The organism is Thermococcus gammatolerans EJ3, from assembly GCF_000022365.1.
GTDB lineage: Archaea > Methanobacteriota_B > Thermococci > Thermococcales > Thermococcaceae > Thermococcus > Thermococcus gammatolerans.
Genome location: NC_012804.1, coordinates 1,029,722 through 1,054,770, shown reverse-complemented (window position 1 = coordinate 1,054,770; position 25,049 = coordinate 1,029,722). Strand labels below are relative to the sequence as shown.

Annotated in this window: 29 protein-coding genes; 16 read left to right on the top strand and 13 right to left on the bottom strand. The window is 54.5% G+C overall.

The annotated features are described in order from the left end of the window. Positions 1 to 3: 3 nt before the first annotated feature. The 4 genes from TGAM_RS05615 to TGAM_RS05600 all read right to left on the bottom strand — a co-directional run bounded on the left by TGAM_RS05615 (position 4) and on the right by TGAM_RS05600 (position 3,815). Entirely contained in the window at positions 4 to 1,245 is a 1,242-nt protein-coding gene (locus TGAM_RS05615; protein WP_015858722.1) for a sugar phosphate nucleotidyltransferase, read from the bottom strand. A 75-nt stretch (positions 1,246 to 1,320) separates the two neighbouring features. Then, the gene (locus TGAM_RS05610) at positions 1,321 to 1,587 is read right to left on the bottom strand and encodes a DNA-binding protein (RefSeq protein ID WP_015858721.1); all 267 of its coding nucleotides are present in this window, start codon (positions 1,585 to 1,587) and stop codon (positions 1,321 to 1,323) included. 2 nt (positions 1,588 to 1,589) lie between these two features. After that, a complete protein-coding gene (gene feoB, locus TGAM_RS05605) occupies positions 1,590 to 3,578 on the bottom strand; it encodes a ferrous iron transport protein B (protein ID WP_015858720.1) in 1,989 nt (662 codons plus the stop codon). A gap of 9 nt (positions 3,579 to 3,587) precedes the next feature. Further along, positions 3,588 to 3,815 carry a FeoA family protein gene (locus TGAM_RS05600; protein WP_048811182.1) on the bottom strand — a complete coding sequence of 76 codons (228 nt, stop codon included), beginning with the start codon at positions 3,813 to 3,815 and terminating at the stop codon, positions 3,588 to 3,590. 181 nt (positions 3,816 to 3,996) lie between these two features. Here TGAM_RS05600 and TGAM_RS05595 point away from each other — a divergent pair, with 181 nt between their 5' ends. The 5 genes from TGAM_RS05595 to TGAM_RS05575 are packed head-to-tail and all read left to right on the top strand — an operon-like array spanning position 3,997 to position 7,187. Further along, the gene (locus TGAM_RS05595; RefSeq protein ID WP_015858718.1) at positions 3,997 to 4,668 is read left to right on the top strand and encodes a hypothetical protein; all 672 of its coding nucleotides are present in this window, start codon (positions 3,997 to 3,999) and stop codon (positions 4,666 to 4,668) included. Between the two features lie 21 nt (positions 4,669 to 4,689). Beyond that, on the top strand, positions 4,690 to 5,478 hold the full coding sequence (locus TGAM_RS05590) for a DUF7411 family protein (RefSeq protein WP_015858717.1): 789 nt from the start codon (positions 4,690 to 4,692) through the stop codon (positions 5,476 to 5,478). Beyond that, positions 5,475 to 6,473, top strand: coding sequence for an AIR synthase family protein (locus tag TGAM_RS05585; protein ID WP_015858716.1), 999 nt, complete (start codon positions 5,475 to 5,477; stop codon positions 6,471 to 6,473). Before TGAM_RS05590 ends, TGAM_RS05585 begins: the two co-directional genes overlap by 4 nt. 25 nt (positions 6,474 to 6,498) lie before the next feature. Next, positions 6,499 to 6,816, top strand: a complete 318-nt coding sequence (locus TGAM_RS05580; protein ID WP_015858715.1) for a nucleotidyltransferase domain-containing protein — start codon at positions 6,499 to 6,501, stop codon at positions 6,814 to 6,816. Then, on the top strand, positions 6,813 to 7,187 hold the full coding sequence (locus TGAM_RS05575; protein ID WP_015858714.1) for a HEPN domain-containing protein: 375 nt from the start codon (positions 6,813 to 6,815) through the stop codon (positions 7,185 to 7,187). Before TGAM_RS05580 ends, TGAM_RS05575 begins: the two co-directional genes overlap by 4 nt. Here TGAM_RS05575 and TGAM_RS05570 read toward each other — a convergent pair. From TGAM_RS05570 to pepQ, 4 genes are read right to left on the bottom strand one after another with little or no spacing between them, the layout of a single operon-like run. Continuing rightward, the gene (locus tag TGAM_RS05570) at positions 7,174 to 8,247 is read right to left on the bottom strand and encodes an mRNA surveillance protein pelota (RefSeq protein ID WP_015858713.1); all 1,074 of its coding nucleotides are present in this window, start codon (positions 8,245 to 8,247) and stop codon (positions 7,174 to 7,176) included. The two genes, TGAM_RS05575 and TGAM_RS05570, sit on opposite strands and share 14 nt — an antisense overlap. A gap of 5 nt (positions 8,248 to 8,252) precedes the next feature. Then, positions 8,253 to 8,516, bottom strand: a complete 264-nt coding sequence (locus TGAM_RS05565) for a type II toxin-antitoxin system RelE family toxin (RefSeq protein ID WP_015858712.1) — start codon at positions 8,514 to 8,516, stop codon at positions 8,253 to 8,255. Beyond that, positions 8,506 to 8,706 (bottom strand): hypothetical protein, encoded by a 201-nt coding sequence (locus TGAM_RS05560; protein WP_238516181.1) that lies wholly within the window; start codon positions 8,704 to 8,706, stop codon positions 8,506 to 8,508. Before TGAM_RS05560 ends, TGAM_RS05565 begins: the two co-directional genes overlap by 11 nt. A gap of 46 nt (positions 8,707 to 8,752) precedes the next feature. After that, positions 8,753 to 9,805: a Xaa-Pro dipeptidase PepQ gene (gene pepQ, locus TGAM_RS05555; RefSeq protein ID WP_193777125.1), complete on the bottom strand. Its 1,053-nt coding sequence runs from the start codon at positions 9,803 to 9,805 to the stop codon at positions 8,753 to 8,755. 87 nt (positions 9,806 to 9,892) lie between these two features. On the opposite strand from pepQ, the gene TGAM_RS05550 reads away from it, so the two are divergent. Next, complete coding sequence (locus TGAM_RS05550; protein WP_015858709.1) at positions 9,893 to 10,084, top strand: PCNA-inhibitor; 192 nt, start codon at positions 9,893 to 9,895, stop codon at positions 10,082 to 10,084. Here TGAM_RS05550 and TGAM_RS05545 read toward each other — a convergent pair. Continuing rightward, a complete protein-coding gene (locus tag TGAM_RS05545) occupies positions 10,079 to 11,236 on the bottom strand; it encodes a class I SAM-dependent methyltransferase (RefSeq protein ID WP_015858708.1) in 1,158 nt (385 codons plus the stop codon). The two genes, TGAM_RS05550 and TGAM_RS05545, sit on opposite strands and share 6 nt — an antisense overlap. An 84-nt stretch (positions 11,237 to 11,320) precedes the next feature. On the opposite strand from TGAM_RS05545, the gene TGAM_RS05540 reads away from it, so the two are divergent. Then, positions 11,321 to 13,126: a membrane protein gene (locus TGAM_RS05540; RefSeq protein WP_015858707.1), complete on the top strand. Its 1,806-nt coding sequence runs from the start codon at positions 11,321 to 11,323 to the stop codon at positions 13,124 to 13,126. Here the strand turns inward: TGAM_RS05540 and rnhB are convergent. The 3 genes from rnhB to TGAM_RS05525 are packed head-to-tail and all read right to left on the bottom strand — an operon-like array spanning position 13,096 to position 15,394. Continuing rightward, the gene (gene rnhB, locus TGAM_RS05535) at positions 13,096 to 13,776 is read right to left on the bottom strand and encodes a ribonuclease HII (RefSeq protein WP_015858706.1); all 681 of its coding nucleotides are present in this window, start codon (positions 13,774 to 13,776) and stop codon (positions 13,096 to 13,098) included. The two genes, TGAM_RS05540 and rnhB, sit on opposite strands and share 31 nt — an antisense overlap. A 5-nt stretch (positions 13,777 to 13,781) precedes the next feature. Beyond that, a complete protein-coding gene (locus TGAM_RS05530; protein ID WP_015858705.1) occupies positions 13,782 to 14,603 on the bottom strand; it encodes a metal ABC transporter permease in 822 nt (273 codons plus the stop codon). Then, positions 14,600 to 15,394: a metal ABC transporter ATP-binding protein gene (locus TGAM_RS05525; protein ID WP_015858704.1), complete on the bottom strand. Its 795-nt coding sequence runs from the start codon at positions 15,392 to 15,394 to the stop codon at positions 14,600 to 14,602. The genes TGAM_RS05530 and TGAM_RS05525 overlap by 4 nt, the downstream gene beginning before the upstream one ends. Before the next feature lie 172 nt (positions 15,395 to 15,566). Here TGAM_RS05525 and TGAM_RS05520 point away from each other — a divergent pair, with 172 nt between their 5' ends. The 4 genes from TGAM_RS05520 to TGAM_RS05505 are packed head-to-tail and all read left to right on the top strand — an operon-like array spanning position 15,567 to position 21,077. After that, positions 15,567 to 17,165 carry an ABC transporter substrate-binding protein gene (locus TGAM_RS05520; protein ID WP_048811179.1) on the top strand — a complete coding sequence of 533 codons (1,599 nt, stop codon included), beginning with the start codon at positions 15,567 to 15,569 and terminating at the stop codon, positions 17,163 to 17,165. After that, positions 17,162 to 19,378 carry an ABC transporter permease gene (locus TGAM_RS05515; protein WP_015858702.1) on the top strand — a complete coding sequence of 739 codons (2,217 nt, stop codon included), beginning with the start codon at positions 17,162 to 17,164 and terminating at the stop codon, positions 19,376 to 19,378. Before TGAM_RS05520 ends, TGAM_RS05515 begins: the two co-directional genes overlap by 4 nt. Before the next feature lie 9 nt (positions 19,379 to 19,387). Further along, on the top strand, positions 19,388 to 20,449 hold the full coding sequence (locus TGAM_RS05510) for an ABC transporter ATP-binding protein (RefSeq protein WP_015858701.1): 1,062 nt from the start codon (positions 19,388 to 19,390) through the stop codon (positions 20,447 to 20,449). Positions 20,450 to 20,459: 10 nt separating this feature from the next. Next, the gene (locus TGAM_RS05505) at positions 20,460 to 21,077 is read left to right on the top strand and encodes a DUF447 domain-containing protein (protein ID WP_015858700.1); all 618 of its coding nucleotides are present in this window, start codon (positions 20,460 to 20,462) and stop codon (positions 21,075 to 21,077) included. On the opposite strand, the gene TGAM_RS05500 is transcribed toward TGAM_RS05505, so the two are convergent. Beyond that, positions 21,036 to 22,001, bottom strand: coding sequence for a tetratricopeptide repeat protein (locus TGAM_RS05500; protein WP_048811178.1), 966 nt, complete (start codon positions 21,999 to 22,001; stop codon positions 21,036 to 21,038). The two genes, TGAM_RS05505 and TGAM_RS05500, sit on opposite strands and share 42 nt — an antisense overlap. Before the next feature lie 68 nt (positions 22,002 to 22,069). On the opposite strand from TGAM_RS05500, the gene TGAM_RS05495 reads away from it, so the two are divergent. The 5 genes from TGAM_RS05495 to TGAM_RS05475 are packed head-to-tail and all read left to right on the top strand — an operon-like array spanning position 22,070 to position 24,985. Beyond that, entirely contained in the window at positions 22,070 to 22,519 is a 450-nt protein-coding gene (locus TGAM_RS05495; RefSeq protein WP_238516180.1) for a 4Fe-4S dicluster domain-containing protein, read from the top strand. A gap of 30 nt (positions 22,520 to 22,549) precedes the next feature. After that, positions 22,550 to 23,494, top strand: coding sequence for a ribonuclease Z (locus TGAM_RS05490; RefSeq protein WP_015858697.1), 945 nt, complete (start codon positions 22,550 to 22,552; stop codon positions 23,492 to 23,494). Next, positions 23,491 to 24,204, top strand: a complete 714-nt coding sequence (locus tag TGAM_RS05485; RefSeq protein ID WP_015858696.1) for a TraB domain-containing protein — start codon at positions 23,491 to 23,493, stop codon at positions 24,202 to 24,204. Before TGAM_RS05490 ends, TGAM_RS05485 begins: the two co-directional genes overlap by 4 nt. Before the next feature lie 32 nt (positions 24,205 to 24,236). Then, positions 24,237 to 24,425: a KH domain-containing protein gene (locus tag TGAM_RS05480; RefSeq protein ID WP_015858695.1), complete on the top strand. Its 189-nt coding sequence runs from the start codon at positions 24,237 to 24,239 to the stop codon at positions 24,423 to 24,425. Beyond that, complete coding sequence (locus tag TGAM_RS05475; protein WP_015858694.1) at positions 24,422 to 24,985, top strand: site-2 protease family protein; 564 nt, start codon at positions 24,422 to 24,424, stop codon at positions 24,983 to 24,985. The genes TGAM_RS05480 and TGAM_RS05475 overlap by 4 nt, the downstream gene beginning before the upstream one ends. Positions 24,986 to 25,049: the final 64 nt, after the last annotated feature.

The window sequence follows — 25,049 nt, the reverse complement described above, 5'->3', positions numbered from 1 at the left end:
AGTTCAGAAGAGCCACTGGTTCTCAATGCACTCGTCGCACGGCGGCTTCTCGCCGGCTATCGCCTTGAACTTCTTGTAGATACACTCCGGAAGGCCGAGCGGGCAGCGGTCGGGATACTGGCCGGGCCTGACCTTCGTCGGGTCAAGCTTTATCTTGATGTAGGCCTCGTATTCCTCAACCTTCTTCCAGGGCAGTATCTTGGCGCCGTAGATCACGAGATCGTCCTTTATCTTGGCGTAGTCGCCAACGACAGCGTTCTCCTTTATGATAACGTTTCTGCCCACTACGACACCTTCGCCGAGTATGGTGTCCTTCAGCTCGGCGCGCTCCTTGATTATATCGTTTCCTATGAGGACAGAGCGCTTGATGTAGGCCTTATCCTCTATTACAGTGTTCGGGCCGATGTAGGAGTAGGCCTTGATCTTGACGCCGTGTCCTACTTTGACGCCCTCGTCTATGTAAACCGGTCCCTGAATTTCGACGTCCTCCGGAACCTCGGCGCTCTCTGCTATGTAGAAGTATCCGTTCTCCCTCGCCATCTCGTCGAGGGCTATCTGGTGTGCGTAGAAGAAGTCCTCTGGAGTTCCGAGGTCAACCCAGTAGGTTCCCTTTGGCATCCTGTAAGCGTAAACCTGACCGCGCTCGACGAACCTCGGAAGAACTTCGCGCTCAAAGTAGACCTCCTTGCCCTTTGGAATCTCCTCGAGGACCTTCTTGTTCACAACGTAAATTCCCGCATCAACGAGGTTGGTCTTGGGCCTCTTGGGTTTCTCTTCAAAGTGTAGTACCTTTCCGCTCTCGTCCATCTCCAGGACTCCGAAGCGCTCGGGGTCGTAGACCTTGGTTGCCGCGACAGTTATCAGCCCGTCGTTCTCCTCGTGGGCCTTTATGAGCTCGCGGTAGTCGAAGTTCGTGAAGACGTCGCCGTAAATCACGAGGAAGTCATCGCTCACGTACTCCTCAACGTTCTTAAGAGCACCGCCTGTCTCAAGGGGCATCGGATCGTTGACGAAGCGGATTTCCTTGGGATAATCTGCCATCTTCTCGTCTATGAACTCCCTTATCTCACCCCTCATGTAGTGGACGGAGAGAATTACCTCGTCTATCTCAGGAACCTTCTCGAGTGCCTCGAGGATGTACTGGAGGTTTGGCTTCCCGAGAACTGGAATCATTGGCTTTGGTCTCGTTGATGAGAGTGGCCTGAGTCTCGTTCCAAATCCACCGGCGAGAATAACCGCTTTCATGGTATCACCATCACCATATAGGGCGGGAAGCTTAAATATTTTACGGGCGTAAAATAAAAGCAAAAAGTCAGACGTTCATTTCGTGAATTCCCTTTCCCGAACTCCAAAGCTTGGCTTAAGCACCTTCACCCTCGGCACGAGGCACTTCCCGTAGCAGATTTTCCTGAGCGGACAGGTTTCGCAGGCGGGCCCCTGCTCAATCTCCTCAATGTAGCCGAGGCTCTTGAGGAGCTCTATGATTCCCTCGACTTCCTCGACCGTAGTTCCAAGCTCCTCGGCAATCTCCTGCGGAAACCGCTTGCCCTCGTTGATGAGCCTCAGCACTTCCTCCATCTTGCCCATCTTCACAACCCCAGCGCCGTTCCAACGTGCCATATCAGGATTCCGAGGAGCGAGGCAACGGTTATCATGTACACCGTGACCGCGAGCGCCCACTTCCAGTTGCTCTCCGCCCTTACGGCACCGATGGTGGCTATGCACGGTATGTAGAGCGTGGTAACGACGGCCAGGACGAAGCCCTGGAGCGGGCTCATGGCGGACATCATCGCCTCCCTCAGGGCGTCGCCGCTCAGACCACCGTAGAGGATGCTGTAGGTTGAGATGACGTTCTCCTTGGCAATTATTCCAAAGATTAAGCTAACGCCCGCCTTCCAGTCGAGCCCCATGAGGTTGAGATAGGGCGCGACAAGATGGCCGAGTCTCTCGGCGTAGCTCTTCCCGGTTCCTATAGGTACCGGGTAGTTGCTGAGGTACCATATGATTATCGAGCCAACGAGGATTACCGTTCCTGCCTTCTGGACGAACTCCTTGCTTCTCTCCCACGAGTGCAGGAGCAGGCTCTTCCAGCTTGGAAGGAGGAACTCTGGGAGCTCGATGACGAACGGGCTCTCCTCGCCCGAGACGAACCTGCTGACGAGCTTTGCCGAAAGTAACGCCACCGCGAATGCGAGCAGGTAGATTGCCAGAGCGACGAGGGCGTCTCCGCCAAAGAACGCCCCGACGAGGAAGCTGATGACGCTCAAGCGGGCGGAGCAGGGGATGAACGGATTGACGAACATGGCAACGAGCCTGTCCTTCTCCTCGTCGAGCGTCCTCGTGGCCATAACAGCTGGAACGTTGCAGCCGAGGCCGAGGATGAGGGGTATTATCGCCTTTCCAGGCAGGCCGAACTTCCTGAGGATGCCCTCCATTAGCACCGCTACCCTCGCCATGTAGCCAAGGTCTTCGAGGAAGGACAGCGCGAGGAACAGAAGGAAGACGAGCGGGAAGAAGCTCAGCACCGCGCCGACGCCGCCTATTATACCGTCCACGAGGAGACCGCGAAGGGTCTCGTCCGCTATGTGGGGAGCAAGCCACTCGCCGAACCTGCCGAAGGCATCGTCCAGAATCCCCTGAAGGGGCATTCCAAAGGCGAAGACGAACTTGAAGACGATGTAGAAGACGAATGCCATCGCTATGAAGCCGTAAACCGGGTGGACGAGGATTCTATCGAGCTGGTCTGTGAGCGTCTCCTTTGCCTTCCAGTGCCCCATGAACTCGTGGGTCAGGTCATCTATAAACTCGTACTTCTGGCCGGCTATGATTAGATCCATCGCCCGTCCGTAGCGTTCCTCAGCCTCTCCAATATGGGTCATTATCTCCTTCAGCTTCTCCTCGCCGAGGTGTCTAAGAACGAGCTTCATGACCTCGTCGTCGCGCTGGAGGAGCTTTATCGCCAGCCAGCGAAGTGGATAGCGGTCGGCCAGCTCGGTTCCCTCAAGGCACTTGGAGATGTGCTCGATTTCCCTCTCGACCTCGGGGTCGTAGCGCGGTAAAACGGGGTTCGTCTTTATCATCCCGTGCGCCATCTCCCAGATTTTCTCCTTGAGCTCTTCGATTCCGGCCCCTTCCTTCGCGTTGAGCGGGACGACCGGGACGCCGAGGGCCTTTGACATTTTAACGGGGTCTATCTTTATGCCCTTCTTCTCAGCAAGGTCAACCTTGTTGAGGGCTATGATTACGTTCTTCAGCCCCATCTCGAAGATTTCCATCGTGAGGTAGAGGTTCCTCAGAACGGCGGTGGCATCAACGACGTCCACGACGACATCGGGATTCCCGTTGAGGAGGAAGTTCCTCGCCACGAGCTCGTCAACTGAGTGGGCTGTGAGTGAATAAGTTCCGGGCAAATCAACGACGAGAAATCGCTCTCCCTTATGTTCAAAAACGCCCTCCTTCTTCTCGACGGTGACGCCGGGCCAGTTGCCGACGTGCTGGCGCATCCCAGTCAGGTCGTTGAATATTGTGGTCTTCCCCACGTTGGGATTCCCGGCTAGGGCGACAACCCTCATCGCCATGCTACCACCTCAGAGCTTCCTCACAAAGACCCTCGATGCCATTCCCTTGCCGAGCGCCAGTCTCGTCCCGCCCACCTCTAGTATGATGGGTCCCCTGGGATAGCTCTCAAGAACCCTGACGATGGCTCCTGGAGCAAGTCCCATCGCGTAGAGCCTGCTCCTGAAGTTGGGCCCTCCCCTCAGATCAACGACAACGCCCCGTTCCCCTGGCACCAGTGAGAGTAAAGGCACAATCATGTTCATCACCGTTAGGTTTTCCTAATTCCACTTGATGTTGGCGAAGTCCTTAATAAATCTTTGGTGGGCCTAACAAAACTCAGAGGTTCGAATTGGGCTCTTTAAGGTTCAAACTTCGAGAGGAGAGGGTATATAAAGGTGAACGCCTTATTCACCCCAAAACGTTGGAGTGTGGTGTCTTATGGGAACAATCGATGTTGGCGAAGCCCTTCGGAGGCCTCTTGAGATTATGACTGACAACTACGGCTTTTTCATTCCGCCAGCAATTCCTGCGGCTGTGGACCTCGTTTCGAGCCTGACCGCTGGAAAGCCAGAAGTGGGATTTGGTATTTCCACAACGGCTGCCCTGCTGTCCCTTATTTCGTTCATCCTCTCGATTATAGCGAGCGGTGCCCTCGTCCATATGGCAGATGAAGAGCTTAAAGGCCACCCTGCGAGTTACATGGAAGGGCTTAATGCGGCCTTCGGAAAAATCATTGACCTGACCATAGCATCCCTCATAATAGGGATAGGATTTTTCATTGGCCTGTTCCTGCTGGTAATTCCTGGACTTCTCTGGCTGATGCTCACGGCCTTCGTAATTCCGTTAATAATGATTGAGAACCTCGGTGCGATAGATGCAATAAAAGAGAGCATAAACCTGACAACCGGCAGATTCGGGGAAGTTCTCGTTTACCTTATCGTGCTGGTAATAATCGTCGGGCTTGTGTGGGTTATTCTCAGCTTCATTCCCTACATAGGTTCGGCCCTCGCAACAATAGTCCTTACCCCATACGCGGCGATTTCAATAACAATCGCCTACCGCCATCTCACGGAGAGTGAATCCGGGGAAACCTCTGCAGAGGCTTTTTAACCCCCTTACCTATTTTTTTACATGCTTGAGGAGACGATATCAGAAATCAGAAGCTTTGTCAGGGAAACAAGTCTCACAGACAAGAGAATTCTCGTCCTCTTTTCAGGCGGAAAGGACAGTTCTCTAACCCTTTACCTTCTCAAAGAGGCTGGTCTCGACGTTTCAGCCCTGACCTTCTTCCACCGCTGGAGCTGGCACGAGACACTGAGGTGGGCGATGAAATTTACCCGAAAACTGGGTGTCGAACACTACCTCGTCGACATTACCGATGGACTGCTCCGGGAAGCCGTTGGCAGGAAGGGGCCCGTTTGCATTCACTGCAAGAGGGTTATGTTATGGAACGCCAAATGGTTCGCCCTTAACAATGGCTTTGAGATCCTGGCCAAGGGTGACAACGCCAACGACAAGATAATTGGGGCGCTGCTCGACCAGTGTAAGGGCGATATAAGGCTCTGCAGGATACCGAGGATTGGACTTCCTATCCTCCGCCCCTTGATAAAGTACACGGCCGAGGAAGTTGAGAGGCTTGCAGAAGAAGCCGACGTAAGGCCCTACCGCATGTACGAACACTCGAGAAGGAGGCAGTGGCGCGAGGGCTGCCCGCTCCAATACATAGATAAGGAAGAAACGATAAAACCGGAACTAATGGACATGGCTTATCGGGTAAACTACGAGGTGAGCAAAATCGCGAGGAGGAGAAGGGTAAGGGTGAGCGTTCGCGTTCCCAGTTTTGAGATCATGTGCTGGGACTGCGATGAGGAAACCCTCCGGGAAATCAAGTCACTGCTGGAGGAGGTGCGTGGAAGATGAAGCTTCCACCCGGAAAGCTCAGGAACGATGTCCTCAGGAAAACCGTCCTCCCCTACCTGGGTGTTAAGGACGAGAAGGTCGTTTACGGGCCAAAAGAAGGCTTTGATTCGGCGGTTCTCGAGTACGACGGGGAGAACTACCTCGTCGTTGCAACGGATCCCGTGATTGGCGTTCCCAAAGAAGCCTTCGGGTTCTTCGCATACCACTTTGCGGCCAGCGACGTTGCGGTTTTCGGTGCCGAACCAAGATGGCTCGTGCTGAACCTTCTATTTCCGGAGGGCACATCAGAGGAATACGTCAGGGAGGTAATGGCCGACGTAAACGAGGAGTGTCTCAAGTACGGGGGGTCTGTTATAGGGGGACACACTGGGGTTTACCCTTCCGTCCTCGAACCAACGGGCACCTCAGCGGTTGCAGGAATAGTGCGGAAGGACAAGCTCAGGTTGCCGATAGCGAGACCGGGCGATAGAATAGTCGTGACGGCCAAGGTAGGCCTTGAGTTCGCGGTCTCTGCCGCATACTTCAGGGGGAGGGAACTCCTCGGCGTGCTGACCAAAAAGGAATTGATGAGACTAAAGCGCTCCTTTTACTTCGAAACTGTCGTTCCGGATGCCCTGATAGCGAGGCCCTTCGTCAGGGGAATGCACGACGCCACTGAAGGAGGCCTGACTGCTCTCCATGAGATAGCCGACAACTCAGGAGTCGGCTTCAGGGTCTACGCGGATAAGCTCCACCTCGATCCCCTCGTCAGGAAGGTTCTCGATTTCTACGGGCTTGAACCCTGGAGTGTGTCCTCAACGGGCACCCTGATAGCCATTACACCGCCCGAGAAAAGTGAGGCTTTAATTGTTGAATTACTTAAAAATGGAATTCTGGCATTTGAGCTCGGCGAGTTCACGGAGGAGAAGGAGAGGGTTCTCGTCGAGGGCGGCGATGAAAAACCCTTCCCCGAGTTCAAGGGCGACCCCTACGTGGAGCTATATGACAAACGATAAATAGGAGGAGGGTGTAGTATCACCCATGAGCTCGGAGCTTATCCGCGATGTAATTTTGAGAGTGTCCCGCGAACTGGGTCTTGAAGTCGATGAGGTAATCCTCTTCGGCTCCCGTGCCAGGGGAGATTTTAGAGCCAACAGTGACTGGGACGTTTTGGTCGTTCTGTCGGAGCCGGTAGAAAGGAAAAGGGAACTCGAAGCCTACAAACGAATGCACCGGGAGCTTCTGTTGAAGGGAATTAAGGCGGATATCATCTTCATCTCAAGGGACGAGCTGGAGAAAGTCAAAGATGACACGAGCTTTGTTTACTACTACGCCCTGAGGGAGGGTGTGAAAATTTGAGCTTCAGGGAGTGGCTCCAGAAGGCTGAGAAAGACCTAATACTGGCTAAAAACAGCCTTTCCCTCGAATTCTACGATTACGCAACTTTTCACGCCCAGCAGTGCGCAGAAAAGGCTCTAAAAGCGTTTTTAGTATCGAGGGGAATGCCCATCAAGAGAACCCACGACATTGGAGAGCTCATACTCCTATGTGCTGAAGTGGATTCAGAATTCCTAAAGCTCTTCGATGATGATGTTGACGTTCTAACCGCCTACGCCGTTGAGGCGAGGTATCCAACCCTCCACGAGCCAGATAAAGAGGAGGCAGAGAACGCAATAAGGCTCGCCGAACTCGCCCTCTCATTTGTGCGCTCCAGGCTCACTTCACCCTGAACCTCAGCAGAGCCGCTAGACCGCCCAGAGCCTTCAACTTCTCACCGCCCTCGTGCTCCGAGCTGACGATGACCACTTCGCCCCTCGCGTACCTCACGGCGTCCATGAGCTCCTCTATCCTCTCCCTGTGTTCGCCCTTCAACAGCTCGTCGAGAACGAGGAGCGTCTCAACCGCGCCGTAGTTTACAGCTTCCTCGACCTCCCTGAGGCCGTAGGTGGCCAACCCCGTGTTCCTTGCGACATGTTCGAGGACTTTCTCAACTAGCTGAACCTCCTTGGCAACCCTGTTCTCGTGGTAAACCCTGTCAACGGTTCCGCGCTTGATGACCTCGTAGATGCCCGTCCTTCCGGTTACGCTCGTATCTTCGATGACTACCTTCTTCGCCAGCTCAGGATAGTTCTCGCGCAGGAACTTGTGGAAGTCCTCCTTGACAAAGCCGGGGCCCGCGACGATAGCCTTCTCTATTTTCTCCCTCTCCATCAGCTCGGCCATCGTCTTGGCCAGGTCGTGGAAAAAGCGCTTCTCCTCGCTTTCTCTATCCGTGTTGTAGCGCTTCCCGCCGAGGTTCCGCCTTATGCTCGCCACCATCTCGACGCCGTACTCGCGGACGAGTGCTATGTCAGCTTCCCCCTCGTCGATGACGACAATCATTACCTTGGCCCTCTTCGAGGCCTCTATCGCCTCTTTAAGGCGCTCGATGTGGTGCTCCTTCCAGCGGGGCTTCTGGATTGTTACGACGGTTCCTTCCTCAATCGTTATCGTGTGGTACTTGCCGAGGGGAACATCGTCCCTGCTTGCGTAGACTATCGGCCCGGTAACGCGAACCTGATTTGCAAACTTGTGAAAGTTTATCTTTTCCGCCTTAACACCAAGGTAAACCGGAATGACCTCGACCTTCTCGGCCCTAAGCGAGTCAGAGCGTTGGGCCTGCTTCCTCAGTGTTTTAGCATAAACTACATCACCGGGATCTATGACGTGGTAGAGGTGCCAGAGATCGTCCAGCGTTTCGGCCTTTACCTTCACTATACCCTCCTTGGGCTTCTCTTCGAGTATCTGCATGAGCATCACCCGATGTTCCTGTAAACCTCATCCCTCTTCCCGATTCTTACAACGTACACGGTCTTCGAGTTCTCATCAACGCTGTAGATTACACGATAATCCCCGACCCTTATGCGGTAGAAAGGATAGCCCCTGAGCTTTTTATACTGAGTGAACCATGGGTTCTGACCGAGTTTAAGAAGGGCATCCTTTATCCGACTCCTGTCAGCCGGAGGCAGTTTCTTGAGAAATTTCAAAGCGTTTCGCGAAAGAATGACCTCATAGCTCATGGAGAACCTCCTCTAACTTCACGCCGTTTTTCTTGGCATCCTCCAGTTCTCTCATCAGCTCCCGAAGCTCGCCTTCATCGGCTTCGAAATAGCCCGCAAAGTTGTCAATCTTCGAGTTGAGTGCCTTAAGCTCCTCCTTGATCTCGCGAAGTTCTTGGAGGATGAGCTTTTCAACGCTTTCCATCGTCATCACCGCTCAATGGTAGTGTGTAGATGTGAATAAAAAAGTTTGGGGATTAGATTAGCTCCCTCTCCGTCTTGGTAAGCCTCCTGGCACCGTTCTCGGTGATGACTATCGTGTCCTCTATCCTGACCCCGCCGAACTTGGGGATGTAGATTCCGGGCTCTACCGTTATTACCATGCCCGGCTTTAGAACCGTCTCGTCGCTCTGGTTAACGCCCGGCCACTCGTGTATCTCTAAACCGACACCGTGTCCCGTCGAGTGGATGAAGTAGTCGCCGTAGCCGTACTCCTTGATTACGTCCCTAACGATTGTGTCGAGCTCCTTCGCCGTTATTCCAGGCCTCGCCATCTCAACGCCTTTCTTCTGGGCTTCAAGAACCGCCTGATAGATGTCCTTCTGCTTTTCGTTGGGACTGCCAACGACTATCGTCCTCGTCGTGTCGGAGTTGTAGTGGTTGTAGAGCGCGCCTTCGTCGATGACGACGAGCTCTCCCCTCTCTATCCTCTTGTCGCTTGCAACGCCATGAGGTAAAGCGGAGCGCCATCCGCTGGCTATTATCGTGTCGAAGGCCGGCTTCTCGGCCCCCTTCATCTTCATGACGTACTCCATCTTGGCAGCTATTTCCCTCTCGCGCTTGCCCTCGCTGATTTCCTCTATCGCGGTAAGCATCGCCTGGTCAGCTATCTCGCACGCGGCCTGGATGACCTCGAGTTCTTCCTTCGTCTTAATCATTCTCAGCTCTTTGATGACGTCATCAACAGTAACGAATTCCTCAACGCCGAGCTTCTCGCGGTAGCTCTGGACAGTTGAGTAGGCGGTTCTCCCCTCGATTCCGAGCTTCTTTAGCCTGAAGGACTTGAGCCTCTCGAAGAGCTCCGGGCCGCGCTTGAAGGCCTCAACCGGAACGCGTGAGGTTTCTCTGGCTTCTTCATACTCCAGCTGGGGAACGAGGAACAAAGCATCGTCGGCAGTTATGATCAGGTAGCCGCCGAGAACGGGAGCGGAACCCGTGAAGTAGTAGATGTTTGGCCTGTGGGTTATTATCACGCCGTCCAGTTCCTTTTCTGCGATAAATTCGCGAAGCCTTTCGATTCTCATCTGAATCACCAGACGTGTATCAGAGAGTGTCAATAAAATCCTTTCGTCGGCAAAAGTTTTATACCGTTCTGCATATTCTCACCGGCTGAAACCATGTACCGCAAAATCGACGAGTTCATTGGACAGGGAACTATCACAAAGAAGGAACAGGAAACAAGGAAGAAAAAGAAACGCCTAAGGGAGACGAGACTGGACTTGTTTCTACCTGAAGAGCACGTGGATTACTTCAAGAGCCTTAGAATAGGCTCCAAGAAGATAAGAAACGCAAGGATAGAGGAGTTATAGCTCTTCCGCGATGATCGCCTTTCTCCCCAGCTGGAAGACGAAGGCCCTTCTCTCCCCATTCAGCCCTGCCTCTACCTTTCTGCGGAAGCGCCAGTACTCCCGGTCGGGCAGGCTTATCCTGAGGGTTGCCCTGCCAAAGCCCTCTCTCCTCAGGAAGTCGTTGATCCGGACCGGATGGAAGGGCAGAACGGCCACGACGGAGTAAACCCTCTTGAAGTAGTCGCTTCTGATCTCGTCGTCTCCGGTTGCTAAAACGCGCCTCTTTTCCCGGAGAAGCATTTTCATCTCGCCCTCTACCGCGTGGAATAGCTCGTTTATCAAGTCGGCGTAGTCTATGCTCTGCGGGATCTCGTAGAGGTACTGGCCCGGCTTTTCCGTCCACTCAACTATGTTCTCGAGATCCGGATTGCTCTCAAGCCGCGCACCCTTTGGAAGCGTCACGGCACTCCTCTCGGCCCTCGCAAGGGGCTCAAAGTAGAAGGTCAGCCGGTTTATCGCCCCGAAGAGATCGATGTACTCGAATTCTCCACTCCAAGGAACCTTTTCACGCCTCATCTGGGGAGGAAGGTCAAAGATGAAGGCGTTTACCTTTGACCGATAGGCCTCGTAAACCCTGAGTGGACTGGGCAGGAGCCCCTCAAGCGTTCTCTCCGGGGCTTCCGGAGGTCTTGCCGGATCTGAGAAGACTACCTCCGCGTCTATTCTCCTGATTGTCTCCTCTGAGAGCGAATCCCCGTTTATGAACTCGATGTTGCTCACTCTGTATTTCTCGGCGTTTCTCCGCGCGAACTCTATCTTAACAGGGTCAATGTCAATCCCGTAGGCCCTCTCAACCTTCATCGCGTAGAAGATTAACTGTATCCCTATCCCGCACGAGACGTCTGCTATGCTCTTCACCCCGAAGTTCGCCAGCCTTTTCGCCCGGTACCTTGCAACGATCTCGTGGGTTGCGTAACGAAGCCCCTCGAGATCCATCCACAGATCCTGCCTGGAAAACTTGTCTTTTGCCCGTAATCTGGCCTTGGCTACCTCAACCAGCTCTTTCCAGTAAGGACCAAGCTTTGAGCGGAGCTTTCTCTCGTCCAGACCTCTCTTCACCAGCTCCACCGCGAGTTCAACCTGATCCTCGGTGACTTCGTTAACCCAGCTCATCGGCACTAATTGGGGGGAGCGTTTAAAAAGTTGAGGCATGGAGAAGCTTAAAAGGGGATAAACCCAATATCGGCGGGTGGTAGGATGGTAACGATGAGGCAGGTAAAATTAGTTCTGTTCATTCTTTTCGCGGCCGGCATGATCGGGGCCTCGCTGTGGTACGCTTTTGACACAGCCTCGCGGGCTGATCTCAACGATTACGTGGGCGACGAGGTCTGGTACGTCCCGGCATCGAGGAACATGCTCCACCGGTTGGGGCTTGAGGCCCACTACGTCCACAACGGGTACGAGGGCGTGAACGTCATCTTCTCGAACGACGATGAAAAGGCGGAGTACGAGCACGTTGTGGACGAAGCCATCATAATGTACGAGGGAAACATGTCCGCCACCGTAAACTACCAGAAGTTCCCGGGGATCTACGTCGAGATCCCGAGGGAGAAGCTGGATGACTTCATGGGCTACCTCCAAAACAACATCCCGGAGAACGCTTACTACACCGTAACGGGCTTCAGGTATCCCGATAAGGACAACATCCAGAACTACCTGAACCTCGAGCATCCTCTCCTTGGCAAAGACTTCATAATGCTCTCCATGCTCATCCTAGGTGATAAACCCTTCTACTGGCGCGTTCCGGGGCTGATCCTCTACGGCTTCCTTCAGATCCTCGTCCTCCTCACAGCTTACAGGATAACAAAGAGCTACCTCGCCTCCCTCATAGCCCTATTCTTCGTCGCGGTCGACCCGACCCTTCAGGCGACCGCAGTAACCGCGATGCTGGACATATACGTCGGCGTCTTCGTCGCTCTCTTCACGTTCCTCCTAACCTACGGCTGGAGGAACTGGTCAGGTTTTGGGATTGGTTTGGCGGGTGCAACGAAGCTGAGCGGTGCCTTTGGCTACCCCGTCCTGTTCCTCCGCCTACTTGCCGATGCCAAGGAGAAAGCCGGATGGAGGAAAGCTATCCGGATGGTAGTTATACTGATTCTACTCGGCCTCACCGTAGTTGCTTACTCCGAGTACCTGGCCGACTACTGGGACGCCAAGTACTTCCAGATACTGGCAATTCTGACGGTTCTGGCGGTTGCGGAGTTCACCTACTCAAGCAGGGAGGCCCTTGAGCCCCTTTTGGCTTTCCTGACGGCCGGCTTATCCCTTCCCCTACTCGGCTTCCTCCTGCCGGAGATCCCGGCAATAAAGGTGGTGGGCTTTAACGACTGGCTACGGAACTTCCTTGGGAGCTTCAAGTGGCACCTCAGCTACAAGGGTCCCAACCCGTGGACGGCACCGTTCTGGGAGTGGTTCTACAACGGCAACTCCTTCCACTTCCACTTCAACCCCGACATAGTTGCGGACACCAACCCAACGCTCCTGCTGTTCATGGTAGTGGCCATCTTTGCGGTCCCCTACGTCTGGAAGAGGAGAAACCTTATCCTCGTTCCATTCGGCATATTCTGGAGCACCGTTGGTTTTTTCGCCCTCCAGTATGCCCTCGGTGGAAAGACCCAGTTCAGCTTCTACGCCACGGCCCTCGTTCCCGAAGCGGCGGTTACTATGGGCGTGGTCGTCTACGAGATAGTCAACTGGGACGCCTTCAGGGAGTCACTGCTCGACTACCTCTACTGGATTGGCAGGGGACTCCGGATCAGGAGGTTTGTTGAATACGTGGAGGAGAAGAGAAAGAAATCGGAGGAGGCCGAGAGAGCTGAAGAGCCCGGACTGATCCCGGCGATACCCCTTCCACCGACCGTTTACGTGGAGCATAGGGGGCTTCCAAAGAAGGTTTCCCTCGCGAGGGGCAGGAGGGAGAGAAAGTCAAGACCCGGTGGCCTTCCAAAGAAGTACGTAACAGATGAAAGTTCTCAGACAACGAACGAATCAAGGGTTAGCTGAGATCCTTTTCTCTCCGATTCCAGCTTTTTTCGTATCTTTTCCACTGTTTTCCACGTTCTCCTCACGATGGGCGGAAAGTCGCCGTGTTCGCGGTAGTACCTCTCCAAGAAGTCCCTCGTTCTCGGATCGCTGGGATAACCGGATCCGATCTCCCCGTACTCTTCCTTGAGTTTTTCAATTGCCCTGTCCCTCACCACCTTCGCGAGGATTGAGGCGGCTGAAACCGGAACAAACTTATCGTCCGCCCTGTGCTCGGCAACTATCTCCGCTTTAAACTTGAGCAACTTGCCTATGGCCTCCCCGAAGCGCCCCTCCTTGACGTCGGCCGCGTCGATATAGACAACGTCCGGTTTAACCTTCAGTGAGTTCAGGGCCTTCGAGAAGTTCTCAACCTCGAACTCGTTGAGCGTTACCTCCCTGGAGTCTATCTCTTCTGGCCATAATTCAATGATTACATAATCATCCAATTGCGCAATTATTTCATCAAAGAGCCGCTCCCTCCTCCCAGGGGTGAGCTTTTTTGAGTCCCTTACCCCCAGCTCCTCCAGACTTTTCAGCTTCTCCTCATCAACGACCACAGCCGCTATGACCATCGGGCCAATGACCGGTCCCCTCCCGGCCTCGTCTATCCCGGCTATCTTCCTCCCCATTCCGATCACTTCCTGACCAGCAGGATCCCGTAGACTATACCGAGGATTATCGTTGCTATTCCACTCGGGGGAATGGAGGTGAAATAAGCTATGATCACGGAGGAGAGCTGAACAGTCAGCGTGACGAGCAGGCTCGTCAGAACGACCTTCTTTAAGTTGTCGCTTACCATAAGTCCTATCGCCCCCGGCAGAACCGCGACCACCTGAAGGGTAACGAGACCGACGCTCTGAACTATGAGGGAACCAACCAGGCCAACGAGGACGTAGAGGAGAACGAGATAGAACCTGGCCCTCCCCCCGTAGCTCTCAACGCCCTCCATGTCGAAGCTTATGTACAGGAAGTCCCTGTAAAACAGAAGGAGCACGAGGAGTATTGCAAACCCGAGACCCGTTAGAGTCAGGAGGTTCTCCCGGGTTATCAGAAAGAGCTCGCCGGTTAGATAGGAAACCACGTTCTCGGTGAGCGGGAAGTACGGCCTGCCGGCCATGAGCTTGTAGAGCACGCCAAAGCCGAGAACCGTTAAGCCCGCCACAAAACTGGCCACAATTCCCACCGCTGAATCGGAGGAGAAGCCGAGGCGTTCAAGTTCCGCTATCGTCAGCACTATGAGAACCGTTATCAAGGTCGCCACTGCCATAACGAGGGAGAGGTTGTTGAACACCAGCCCGAGTATCATGCCCAGCACGGCACCGAAGAGGAGGGCGTGGAAGAGTGCGTGGGTGAGGAACGCGAGGCCCTTCATGTTTATCAAAGGACTCAACAGGCCCAGGAGGACGCTTATTGTGATGCTTGCGAGTATGGCCCGGAGCATGAACTCGGGGATCACTTCCTATCCCTCCTAACGTGAATGTGGAAGTCTCCCGTTATGCAGTAGAGGCGCTCTTCAACCTTTATCGCCCTCGCCATTGGGCCGTAGACGCTCTTGATTATCTCGTCGGTCAGGGCCTCGTCAGGTTTTCCAAAGGCGATCATCCGCCTGTTGATGAGCATGACCTTGTCGCCTATCTCGAGGAGAGGGTTTATATCGTGGGTCGTTATTATCATGGCTATGTTCTTCTTTTTCTTTATCCTGTCCAAGACAGACGTTACCTCGGCCCTCGCCGATGGATCCAGGGCCGAGAGCGGCTCGTCTAGGAGGAGCAGCTTGGGATCGCTGACGAGTGCCCTTGCCAGAAGAACCCTCTGCTTCTGTCCCCCGCTGAGGTTCCTGAAGAGTTTGTTGGCAACGTTCTCAAGACCCACAAAACTGAGCACATTTAGGGCCCGTTCTTCGATCTCGGGGGGAATCTTCCGGTGTATCAGACCCCTCTTGTAGATCGCGCCCATGGCCACTACCTCCAGGGCAGTCAGGGGAACGTTCTCGTTTAGAGAATGGCTCTGAGGGACGTAGGACACCAGCTCCTTGGCTTCCTCTGGCTTTTTCCCGAATATCAAAAGTTCGCCCGTGTATTGAGTGTGAAAGCCGGCTATGGTTCTGAGGAGGGTCGTCTTTCCAGCGCCGTTTGGTCCGAGCAGGAGCAGTGTTTCCGAGGCTCCGAGCTGGAAGGTCACGTCGCTGAGGGCCACCTGTTTTCCGTAGTATATCGTCAGGTTCCTCGCCTCAACTGAAGCCTTCATCTTCACCATCCATTCCACTAAAGATCCCCCACACCTTTTAAACCTGTGCTTGAACCAAAAGCGATATTAACACGGTGGTGCAAAAACACACCGATAGTTTCCCAAAATTGATCCAAAGTTAGTGACAAAACCTTAAAAGTGAAGGGCAAGAATGATGCAGGGGTGAAGGCTTATGAGAAAGACCGCCGCTTTCCTTGTTGTCTTCCTGGTTCTGTTTAGCGTCGTGGCCGCCGGGTGTATCGGCGGTGGAGGAGGGAGCACCAGCTCAAGCGAGAGCCCCACCAAATCCACGACTTCTTCGGCATCACAGACGACTACTAGCAATGAGTACACTGTATCTCCCTCGGAAACGACGACCTCAACCCAGGGCGAGACAACAACTTCCCAGACCCAGACAACTACTTCCCCCACTCAGACGACCACCACTGCCCCCCAGACCACCACAACGGTAACCCACACCACAACAACCCCCCAGCAGGGTAACGTCGAGCTCATAATCCTTACCAGGCACGACACGACGATTCAGAGTTTAGCCAAGGAGTACTTCCTCAAGAGCGATATCGCCAAGGAGTACCACATCACCAAAATCCGCTTTATCAAGGCAACCGAGTCCCAGTGGGTTGAGTTCATCAAGAGGGGCGTTGCCGACGTCGGATGGGGTGGAGGTCCGACCCTCTTCGACACCCTCTACACCGAGGGTTACCTCGCCCCAATAACCGACGAGAAGATACTCTCACTCCTTGGCACGAACATCTCCGAGACCATAGCGGGAATGCCCATGGTCAGGAAGGATAACGACGGCAAGGTTTACTGGATTGCCGCTGCACTATCGTCTTTCGGATTCACCGAGAACAAGAAGGCCCTTCAGAAGTGGGGTCTTCCAGAGCCCAAGAAGTGGGAGGACATAGCGAGCGAGGCATGGGCAAGAGACCCGCCCCAGTACGGTATAGCCGATCCAACGAGGAGCACCTCCAACACGAGGATCTACCAGATTATCCTCCAGGCCTTCGGCTGGGATCAGGGATGGAGGATCCTCACCCTCATAGCGGCCAACTCAAGGATCTACGATGCGAGCGATGCCGTTAGAGAGGCCGTTATCGCCGGGGACATAGCGGCAGGAAACACAATTGACTTCTACGGCTACACCGCGATGCAGCTCAACCCGGACTGTGTCTACATCATCCCCGAGGGGGAGAGCATCATAAACGGCGACCCCATAGCGCTCCTCAAGTCCTCCAAGCACCCGGAGGCCGCTCAGGCCTTCATCTACTGGGTTCTCACCGAGGGTCAGAAGATATGGCTGAACAAGGAGGTTAACAGGCTTCCGGTTAACCCGTCGATCTTCAACACACCGGAGGGACAGCAGAGACAAGACCTCAGGACGGCTTACTACCTCGCCCTTCACACGCGGGGAATACAGTTCGATGATGAGAGGGCCCTCAAGACGATCTACGCAATGCAGCAGTACTTCAAAGCCACACTCGTCGACACCAACGAGGAGCTCCACAGGGCATGGATGGCTATCGTGAACGCCCACAAGTCCGGCAAGATAGACGACCAGACCTTTGAGAGGCTCAAGGACGAGCTGACCGCTCCGATCCAGTTCAAGGACCCCGAAACCGGAGAGACCGTCACTTTCACCGAAGAGTACGCCGAGAAGATCAACGACAAGATCCTCAAGGATCCGAACTTCAAGGACACTATAGTGCAGGAGTGGCGCGACGCCGCCAAGGCCAAGTACCAGAAGGTTCTCCAGGAGGTGAATGGATGAGCTCTAAGTGGATCGAGAGGCTCTTCGGCATCCCCAAGCCGGAGCCTCTCGTCATCTCTTCCTATCTTTTCCCCCTGCTCTACCTCGTGTTCTTCCTGATAATCCCAGTTCTGGCCATGCTGGCCATCGCGTTCACCTACAACGGGAGTGTATCCCTCCACTGGTTTAGGGAGATATTCACGTGGAACTCGGACTATATGAAGCTTCCTTCCTCCTGGCATCTCATCCAGAGCGTTAAGATGCCTGGTACGGGTGAGACCCTGTACATAATTGAGGGGCTCGATTTTGGAATAATCCTGAACTCAATAATCGTGGCGGCCATCGTTACCCTGCTGGCTTCAATAATGGGTACGATCTTCGCCTTTGTGATGGCGCGCTACGAGTTCCCGGGTAAGAACGTCTTCAGGATCCTCCTCTTCATACCCCTGCTCGTTACCCCCTTTGTGAGCGCCTACGTCGTCCAGCAGCTCTTCAGCGAGTACGGTCTCGTCAGTTCGATACTCCATGCCCTCTTCAACTTCAGGGTCAGGATAGACGGCTTAGCCGGCGTAACGCTCGCCCAGGCGATAACGTACTACCCGATCGTTTACCTGAACGCCTACGCGAGCTTCATCAACATCGACCCCAGCCTTGAGGAACAGGCTGAAAACCTCGGGAGCAGGGGCTTCCACCTTTTCAGGACGGTTACGTTCCCGCTCGCCCTTCCGGGAATAGCCGCTGGGGCCACGCTCGTCTTCATATTCAGTCTCGAGGATCTCGCCGCGCCAATCGTCTTCCACAGCAACAACCTCGCCAAGAAGATAATCTCCTACCAGGTGTTCAGCAAGTTCCTCTACGGAACCGGCGAGAGGAGCCCGCTCATAGCGGCCCTGGCCATAGTCATGCTTGCCCTGGCCATTCTAGCTTTCCTCGGGATCAGGAAGTACGTTGGTCTTAGGCAGTACGCGATGCTCAGCAAGGGCGGAAGGTGGTCCCCGAGGGTGAGGAAGCCCAGACTCGGACAGGCCCTCATAATATACCTCGTCCTCCTCCCACTCCTCGTGTTCACGATAACGCCGCAGGCCGGTGTTGTAAAGCTCGCCTTCACTCAGGAGCAGAGGGTAGTCACAAACGTGACAGACATAAACGCCCAGATCATCGGAACCATTTACCCCGACTTCAACGTCCAGCTACCTGAAAACGGCGTCGTGGAGACGTCCAAAAACGGGTGGTTCTTCCAGGGCAAGGTTCACGGTTACTCCAACCTGATCGGCGAGATAAACGGCACTCTAAACGGCTTCATCGTTGGCAATGTGAGCATAAAAGATGGAACGTTCACCGTAGATGGCAAAATCATCTACGCCGACTTCCAGGGCAAAGCCAGCAAGTACAATGGAACGATACACACCCAGATGCTCGGCCCTATAACCGGGAGCGGTACTGTAAGTGCGGGCATGCTCAACCTGAACTCCTCCACCTTCAAGGCGACGATGTTCAACATTCCAGCGGGCAAAAAGACCGAGATAACAGCAAAGTACGTGAAGAAAATGATCCTGGATCCAGACGTCAGGAGGTACATCGTGAACAGCCTCACCTATTCAGCTGCAGCGGTCGTGCTCATAGTTCTCCTGGCTATAACATCGTCCTACGCAACGAGCAGGTTCAAGGGGGCACTAACGCCGGTCCTCGAGAGCATAGTCATCCTGCCCATGGCGGTTCCGGGAATAGTCGTGGCAATGGGATACTTCTACTTCTTCCACCAGATCTTCCCGGGAACACCGCTCGATCCAATAGATCCCAAGCACTTCAACCCTGCCTACGTCCTCATCCTGGCGTACTCGATAAGGCGCCTTCCCTTCGCAGCGAGGTCAGTCTACGCGGGCCTTCAGCAGGTGCACGTGTCACTTGAGGAGGCCGCGATGAACCTCGGTGCCAGCAGGTGGAAGACCATAACGAGCATAATACTGCCTCTCATCTCGCTCAACGTCTTCGGAGGAGCAATGCTGAGCTTCGTTTACTCCATGAGTGAAACCAGCGTGGGCATTACCCTGGGTTCCCTCAAAATGGCCAACGCGCCGATAACAGCCTACATGAAGGAGATCATGATGTCAGCCGTTGGAAGCGTGAACATAGCGGCTGCCCTGGGTGTGCTACTCATTACGGTGCAGATAATCTCAATAGTGCTCGTGAACGTGATAACCAAGCAGAAGTACTCCTTCATAGGCCTCTCGTGAGGTGGTAAGATGGTTGAGGTCAGACTTGAGAACGTCGTTAAGGAGTTTGGTGATACCGTCGCCCTCAAGGGCATAAACCTTCACATAAAGCACGGGGAGCTCTTCACGCTCCTCGGACCGAGCGGCTGCGGCAAATCAACAACGCTGAGGATCATAGCCGGCCTGGACTATCCGACGTCGGGTAAGGTGTGGTTCGACGATCAGGACGTGACGAACCTCAGCTCAAGCGAAAGGGGAGCTGTGCTTGTCTTCCAGAACTACGCCCTGTGGCCCCACATGAAGGTCTACGACAACGTGGCCTACGGCCTCAGGCTGAAAAAGCTCCCCAAGGAGGAGATAGACAGAAGGGTGAAGTGGGCCCTTGAGCTTGTGAAGCTCCAAGGCTTCGAGGACCGCTACCCAACCCAGCTGAGCGGCGGTCAGCAGCAGCGTGTAGCGATAGCGAGGGCCCTGGTCGTTGAGCCCAAGCTGCTCCTCCTCGACGAACCGCTGAGCAACCTCGATGCAAAGCTTCGCCTTGAGATGCGTTCGGAGATAAGGAGGATCCAGCGCGAGCTCGGTATCACCGTTATCTACGTTACCCACGACCAGGAGGAGGCAATGGCGATAAGTGACAGGATAGCCGTGATGAACGTCGGAACGGTGGAGCAAGTGGGGACGCCGAGGGAGATCTACGAGAGGCCTAGGACGGAGTTCGTTGCGAGCTTCATGGGCAAGACAAACGTTATTCACGCCAAAGTCGTCGAGAGGAACGGGGACCGCGTTACGGTTGAGTTCGGAAGCTTCCGCTTTGAGGGGCTCCACTACACCGGGGAAAAGGACGACGTTGCACTTGTCATAAGGCCCGAGAGGATTCACCTCAAGCCCGTTGAGGACGCCGTCGAGATGGAGGGCAAGGTCGACCTGGTGGAGTACTACGGCTTCTTCGTCGAGGTCGTTGGTATCTTCGACGACACGAGGCTCATAGCGAGGAGCATAAGCACCAAAGACGTCGAGAACCTCAGGCCAACCATGCCAGTGAAGTTCTACATAAAGAGGGAAGACATCCTCGTCCTTCCCAAACAGCTCTGACGGTGTTTCCATGTTTTCCCTTCTAAAATTTCTCCTTGAGGGCCAGGTCTATGAGGTTCTCCTCGTGACGAGGAACAACGTTGCACCGGTCGGCGTCGTCAGGAAAGGCTCAAAGCTCCACTTCCGGCTTTTCGGGGGAAAGAGCGCCGAGGAGATAAAGGAACATCCCCACGTTTCAATTCAGTTTACCAACGACGCCGGTTTGATCGTTCGGCTTGCACTAAACATCCCACCCGAGGAGGAGCTTGGGTTCGTTGAGGCAGGCAAATACCGGTGGGTGAAGGGGCTTCCCGGCCTCTACGGAGATGTTGAGTGGGAAACAAAGGAGCACTCTGATGAAATCGGGACGACGAGTGTCCTCGATGCAACCATGACCCCCGTCGGGGAGATAGAGGGCTCGCTCTCCCCCAGGCCGATGAGCCGTGCGGACTGCGCGCTGATTGAGATGGCGGTTGATTTCACGAGGCTCGGGGTTGCGCGGGGAAAAAAGGCCTTGGAACTCTACCGCAGGATGCTGAGAAACTACCGCCTCTACGGGCGTCTTGGGGGAAGAGACCCGATCGCAAAAAAGATGGTGGAGTGGGCCTCAGAGCTCGGCCTCTCCAAGGAACTCGAGGAGATCGAGTAGTCTCCTATCCTCGACCTTTTCGAGGACCTTCTTGAGCTCTTCCTCCTTCACTTTACCGTCCTTGAAGAGGGCCAGATACTTGACCCCCTCAAAGAACGCTCCGAAATCCGGAAAGGCGCGGATGAACATGTCGGCGTTGTTGTATATCCTCTCGAAGTCGTCCTCGAGGAAGAGCTGCCAGAAGACATCAACGAGGGCATCGAAGGCGACGTCGTAGTACTCGGTTCCCCGGGCCCAGAGCATCGAGTACAGGCACTCCTGCAGGGCGGCGTCGTAGTTATCCTCCTCTTCAAACATCTCCTCAAAGCTCAGGTGAACCTCGGTGAGAAGCCTCCTGTCTCCAATCTCCATAATGCGCGGCAACAGTTCAGCCAGCATAGCCTTGGCCTCGTAGGTGTCTCCCATCTCGAACTTCACGTAGGCCTTGTAAATAAGGACGTGGAGCAGTTTTTCCTCATCCCCCAGCTCGCGGTAGTTCTTTTCGGCCTTCTCAAGCAGTTCGTAGGCCTTTTCGTAGTCCTGGAGCTCCTCCTCGATGAGGGCCATGTTGTGGTAGATCTCCGCCACGTGCTCGAGGTTGCCCTTCGTGATCTCCTCTTCAATGAGCCCCTGATACATCGCGAGGCTCTTCTCCAGCTCTCCGATGAGGAAGTAAAGGTCCGCTAAATGGAACTTTGCCTCAAAGGTGCCCTCCTTCTCGGCAAGCTCCTCGAACTCGCTTATCTTGTCAACCTCCAGGAACTCGTGGTAGTAGTAGACGACCAGCTTGTAGAGCTCGTAGTCCTTCTTCTCCAGCGCGAGCTTTTCGGCCTTTTCCAGAACCTCCTCAAGCTGCTCATCGCTGAGCTCGTCGATCTTGTAGTAGAGCAGACTTGCCACTTTTTTCGTGTCCTTCTCCTCCAAAGCCTTCAGAAGGTCTTCCATTCGCTTCACCGCCTTAACTACGTCGCTGGGGTTTTAATCCTTTCCTCATGCAAAGGCTTATAAACGATATGTCCAGCGATATGTCGAATACAGACATGCATGGTGGTCTTATGGAAGCTGAGGACTGGAGGGTTTACCACGAGAGGATGAAGGAAACGGCCCCTCTGACGATACACTACCCCCTGTGCGGCGGAGGGGAAGAGTGCATCTCCGCCTGTCCCTTCGGGGAGGAGATATGGGAGGTCGTGCCGATGAGAGTTAGTCTCTTCGGCCTCGGATACAAGGTCAGGCTGAGGCCCTACATGGCCCATCCCGAGAAGTGCAGGAAATGCTACATCTGCGTTGAAGCCTGCCCCACAGGGGCCCTCACACCAGTGGATAGACCCGTCAGGCATCCTGCCTTCGTTTTCATCTACAATGCCCTTAAACTCCCCTTCAAGAAAAGGTACGGAGTGAAGTTCGTGTTCCGAAGAGAGCATGTTGAGAAGTTCAAGCGAAACAACTGGCCGAAGGGTTAGCTATTTAACCACTCCGCGAGAGCTACCAACATGCTCCAGGTGATTTTTCTCGGTAGCGGCGGGATAATGCCAACGCGCGAGAGGAACGTTCCCGCTATAGCCCTCCGCTATAAGGGCGAGATCATCCTGTTTGATGTAGGCGAGGGCACGATAAGGCAGATGAACAGCGCGAAGCTCAGCCCCATGAGGGTAGAGAAGATTTTCATCACGCACTTTCACGGTGACCACTACCTCGGGCTCGGCGGGCTTATTCAAACGATGAACCTCTGGAACCGCGAAAAGCCCCTCCACATCTACGGCCCGAAGTACACCTTCGAGTTCGTCCAGAACTTCCTCAACAGCGGTTTCTTCAGGCCGGGCTTTGAGGTGCACGTCCACGAGCTCGGCGAAACGAGGTTGAAGTTCAAGGACTACGAAATCTGGAGCTTCAAGGTCGAGCACGGGATTCCTGCTCTGGGCTACGTCTTCAAGGAGAAGGACAAGAGGGGAAAGTTCCTGCCTGAGAAGCTCGCACAGTACGGCCTAAGGCCAGGGCCCATCCTCGGGAAGCTTGAGAAGGATGGCAAAATCGAGTGGAACGGACAGGTAATCCGTCTCGAGGACGTTACAGGGCCGAGGAGGCGTGGTGTTAAGGTAGTCTACACCGGCGACACCGAACCCTGCGAAAGGGTGAGGCTCTTTGCCGAGAGGGCCGATTTGCTGATTCACGACGCAACTTACCTCAGCGATGGAGACAGGGGCGATAGCTATCATTCAACGGTTGAGGAAGCCTGCGAGACCGCGAGGAGAGCGAAGGTTAAGCTTCTTGCCCTCTTCCACAGGGCCTTTCGCTACACCTACGACGAATATCTGAGCGGGGCTTCGAAAATCTGCCAAGAGACCGGAGTAAACTTCGTCATTCCAAGGGACTTTGATGTTTTAACTTACAAATCGGGTGAATGGAAACGCGAAAATCTGCTGGAGGAAGGAAAATGAGCTATCTCCGCTACGTCAGGCTCATAGGCACGATGCACGTCTCGCCGAGGAGCAGAGAGGAGGTCAGGAGAGAGATAGAGAGGGTTAGACCGAACGCCATAGCGGTCGAACTAGACCCGCTCAGGTTTCAGGGCCTTTTAAGCGGGAAGCGGGCAGACCTGAGGGAGAGCCTTACCCTTGGAAGGGCCGGAATCGTGAGCTATCTGCTGACGAAGTTTGAGGAGAAACTGGGCGAAGAGTTTGGAATGGCACCGGGAGGCGAGATGCTGGCGGCCATAGAGAGCGCGGGGATTTTGGGAGTGCCGCTTATCCTCATAGACGAAGACATCAGGGTGATAATGGGCAAGATCCTGCAGGCTCCCCTCAGAGAGAGGATTCTTCTGGCCCTTGAGGCCTCCCTCTTCTTCATCCCTGGGGTGGGAGAGGAGGTTGCCGGGGACTCCGACGTGCTGGCGTCTTACGAGGACATGATGCGGGAGTTCAGGCTCAGGTATCCTTACCTCTACCGCGTTCTGGTTGAGGAGAGGAACGAGATAATGGCGATGAACCTCAAGAGGGCAGTTGACGACATGCTCCTGCGTGGGGTGAAAAAGCCCAAGATCGTGGCGGTCGTTGGTATGGGACACAAGAGGGGCATCGAAAGGATTCTCAACTCATGGAGACCAAAGCGGAGGTTTATTTATCCACCCGGAGCTGGGCAACCTTTATAACCGGGAAACCGGTAGAATCTGAGGGAGAGGCCATGACAGACACCCTTGAAAGACTCAGAAAGATGCTTAACGTCGAGATCCTCGAAGTCGAGTATGATGGCGACACTATAGTTGTCTACGTTCCCAAGGATCAGGTCAGAATAGCAGTTGGAACAGGGGGAGCGGCAGTCAAGGCAGCGGAGCTGGTGCTCGGCCGGAAGATAGAGGTGAGAGCTAGATGAATTCCCAGGAGCTGGAGGATCTCCTCCTGTCTTTTCTGGTTCTCTTGCTACTCTTTTCGAACTTCGAGATAAAGCTCATGCCCCTAGTTGCACCGGCAATATTAACGGCATTCGTATTCCACGAGCTCGCCCACCGCTGGACTGCTGAAAGGTACGGTTACCGAGCGTTCTACAAGAGGTGGGACACGGGCATAGTGATTGCCCTCGTTCTGGGTCTCCTAACCCGGGTTCTTACCGGAAACGCATGGATCTTCGCGGCCCTCGGTGCGGTGCGGATATACGCCCCCTACATGCTCGCCGACAGAGAGGCTTTCGGAAAGATAGCCCTCGCTGGCCCGCTAACCAACATAGCGGTTGGCGTCATTGCCCTCGTCGGTTCACAGCTCGTTTCCGGAACGTTCTACCAGATTCTTGAACTGACGGCGAGCGTAAACCTGTGGCTGGCGTTCTTCAACCTCTGGCCAATTCCCCCGTTGGACGGATACAAGGTTCTTCGCTGGAGCGCCGGTTATTGGGCCATAAGCATCGGCGTTGCATACTCCCTCAACATCCTTACATAACACTCCCGGTGATACAGAAGGGAAAAGTTAAATAGCGGTTCTCCAACTCTCACCGGTGATTGTG

Excerpts from the sequence above, each read along its gene's own strand:
- TGAM_RS05545 (WP_015858708.1), bottom strand. The coding sequence starts at position 11,236 with ATGAGCTGGGTTAACGAAGTCACCGAGGATCAGGTTGAACTCGCGGTG.
- TGAM_RS05495 (WP_238516180.1), top strand. The coding sequence starts at position 22,070 with ATGTCCAGCGATATGTCGAATACAGACATGCATGGTGGTCTTATGGAA.
- TGAM_RS05480 (WP_015858695.1), top strand. The coding sequence starts at position 24,237 with ATGACAGACACCCTTGAAAGACTCAGAAAGATGCTTAACGTCGAGATC.
- TGAM_RS05570 (WP_015858713.1), bottom strand. The coding sequence starts at position 8,247 with ATGCAGATACTCGAAGAGAAGCCCAAGGAGGGTATAGTGAAGGTAAAG.
- TGAM_RS05585 (WP_015858716.1), top strand. The coding sequence starts at position 5,475 with ATGAAGCTTCCACCCGGAAAGCTCAGGAACGATGTCCTCAGGAAAACC.
- TGAM_RS05590 (WP_015858717.1), top strand. The coding sequence starts at position 4,690 with ATGCTTGAGGAGACGATATCAGAAATCAGAAGCTTTGTCAGGGAAACA.
- TGAM_RS05610 (WP_015858721.1), bottom strand. The coding sequence starts at position 1,587 with ATGGGCAAGATGGAGGAAGTGCTGAGGCTCATCAACGAGGGCAAGCGG.
- TGAM_RS05595 (WP_015858718.1), top strand. The coding sequence starts at position 3,997 with ATGGGAACAATCGATGTTGGCGAAGCCCTTCGGAGGCCTCTTGAGATT.
- TGAM_RS05500 (WP_048811178.1), bottom strand. The coding sequence starts at position 22,001 with ATGGAAGACCTTCTGAAGGCTTTGGAGGAGAAGGACACGAAAAAAGTG.
- TGAM_RS05475 (WP_015858694.1), top strand. The coding sequence starts at position 24,422 with ATGAATTCCCAGGAGCTGGAGGATCTCCTCCTGTCTTTTCTGGTTCTC.
- TGAM_RS05600 (WP_048811182.1), bottom strand. The coding sequence starts at position 3,815 with ATGATTGTGCCTTTACTCTCACTGGTGCCAGGGGAACGGGGCGTTGTC.
- TGAM_RS05560 (WP_238516181.1), bottom strand. The coding sequence starts at position 8,706 with ATGACGATGGAAAGCGTTGAAAAGCTCATCCTCCAAGAACTTCGCGAG.
- TGAM_RS05580 (WP_015858715.1), top strand. The coding sequence starts at position 6,499 with ATGAGCTCGGAGCTTATCCGCGATGTAATTTTGAGAGTGTCCCGCGAA.
- feoB (WP_015858720.1), bottom strand. The coding sequence starts at position 3,578 with ATGGCGATGAGGGTTGTCGCCCTAGCCGGGAATCCCAACGTGGGGAAG.
- TGAM_RS05485 (WP_015858696.1), top strand. The coding sequence starts at position 23,491 with ATGAGCTATCTCCGCTACGTCAGGCTCATAGGCACGATGCACGTCTCG.
- TGAM_RS05540 (WP_015858707.1), top strand. The coding sequence starts at position 11,321 with ATGGTAACGATGAGGCAGGTAAAATTAGTTCTGTTCATTCTTTTCGCG.
- TGAM_RS05490 (WP_015858697.1), top strand. The coding sequence starts at position 22,550 with ATGCTCCAGGTGATTTTTCTCGGTAGCGGCGGGATAATGCCAACGCGC.
- rnhB (WP_015858706.1), bottom strand. The coding sequence starts at position 13,776 with ATGGGGAGGAAGATAGCCGGGATAGACGAGGCCGGGAGGGGACCGGTC.
- TGAM_RS05515 (WP_015858702.1), top strand. The coding sequence starts at position 17,162 with ATGAGCTCTAAGTGGATCGAGAGGCTCTTCGGCATCCCCAAGCCGGAG.
- TGAM_RS05525 (WP_015858704.1), bottom strand. The coding sequence starts at position 15,394 with ATGAAGGCTTCAGTTGAGGCGAGGAACCTGACGATATACTACGGAAAA.
- TGAM_RS05505 (WP_015858700.1), top strand. The coding sequence starts at position 20,460 with ATGTTTTCCCTTCTAAAATTTCTCCTTGAGGGCCAGGTCTATGAGGTT.
- TGAM_RS05520 (WP_048811179.1), top strand. The coding sequence starts at position 15,567 with ATGAGAAAGACCGCCGCTTTCCTTGTTGTCTTCCTGGTTCTGTTTAGC.
- TGAM_RS05565 (WP_015858712.1), bottom strand. The coding sequence starts at position 8,516 with ATGAGCTATGAGGTCATTCTTTCGCGAAACGCTTTGAAATTTCTCAAG.
- TGAM_RS05550 (WP_015858709.1), top strand. The coding sequence starts at position 9,893 with ATGTACCGCAAAATCGACGAGTTCATTGGACAGGGAACTATCACAAAG.
- TGAM_RS05510 (WP_015858701.1), top strand. The coding sequence starts at position 19,388 with ATGGTTGAGGTCAGACTTGAGAACGTCGTTAAGGAGTTTGGTGATACC.
- TGAM_RS05615 (WP_015858722.1), bottom strand. The coding sequence starts at position 1,245 with ATGAAAGCGGTTATTCTCGCCGGTGGATTTGGAACGAGACTCAGGCCA.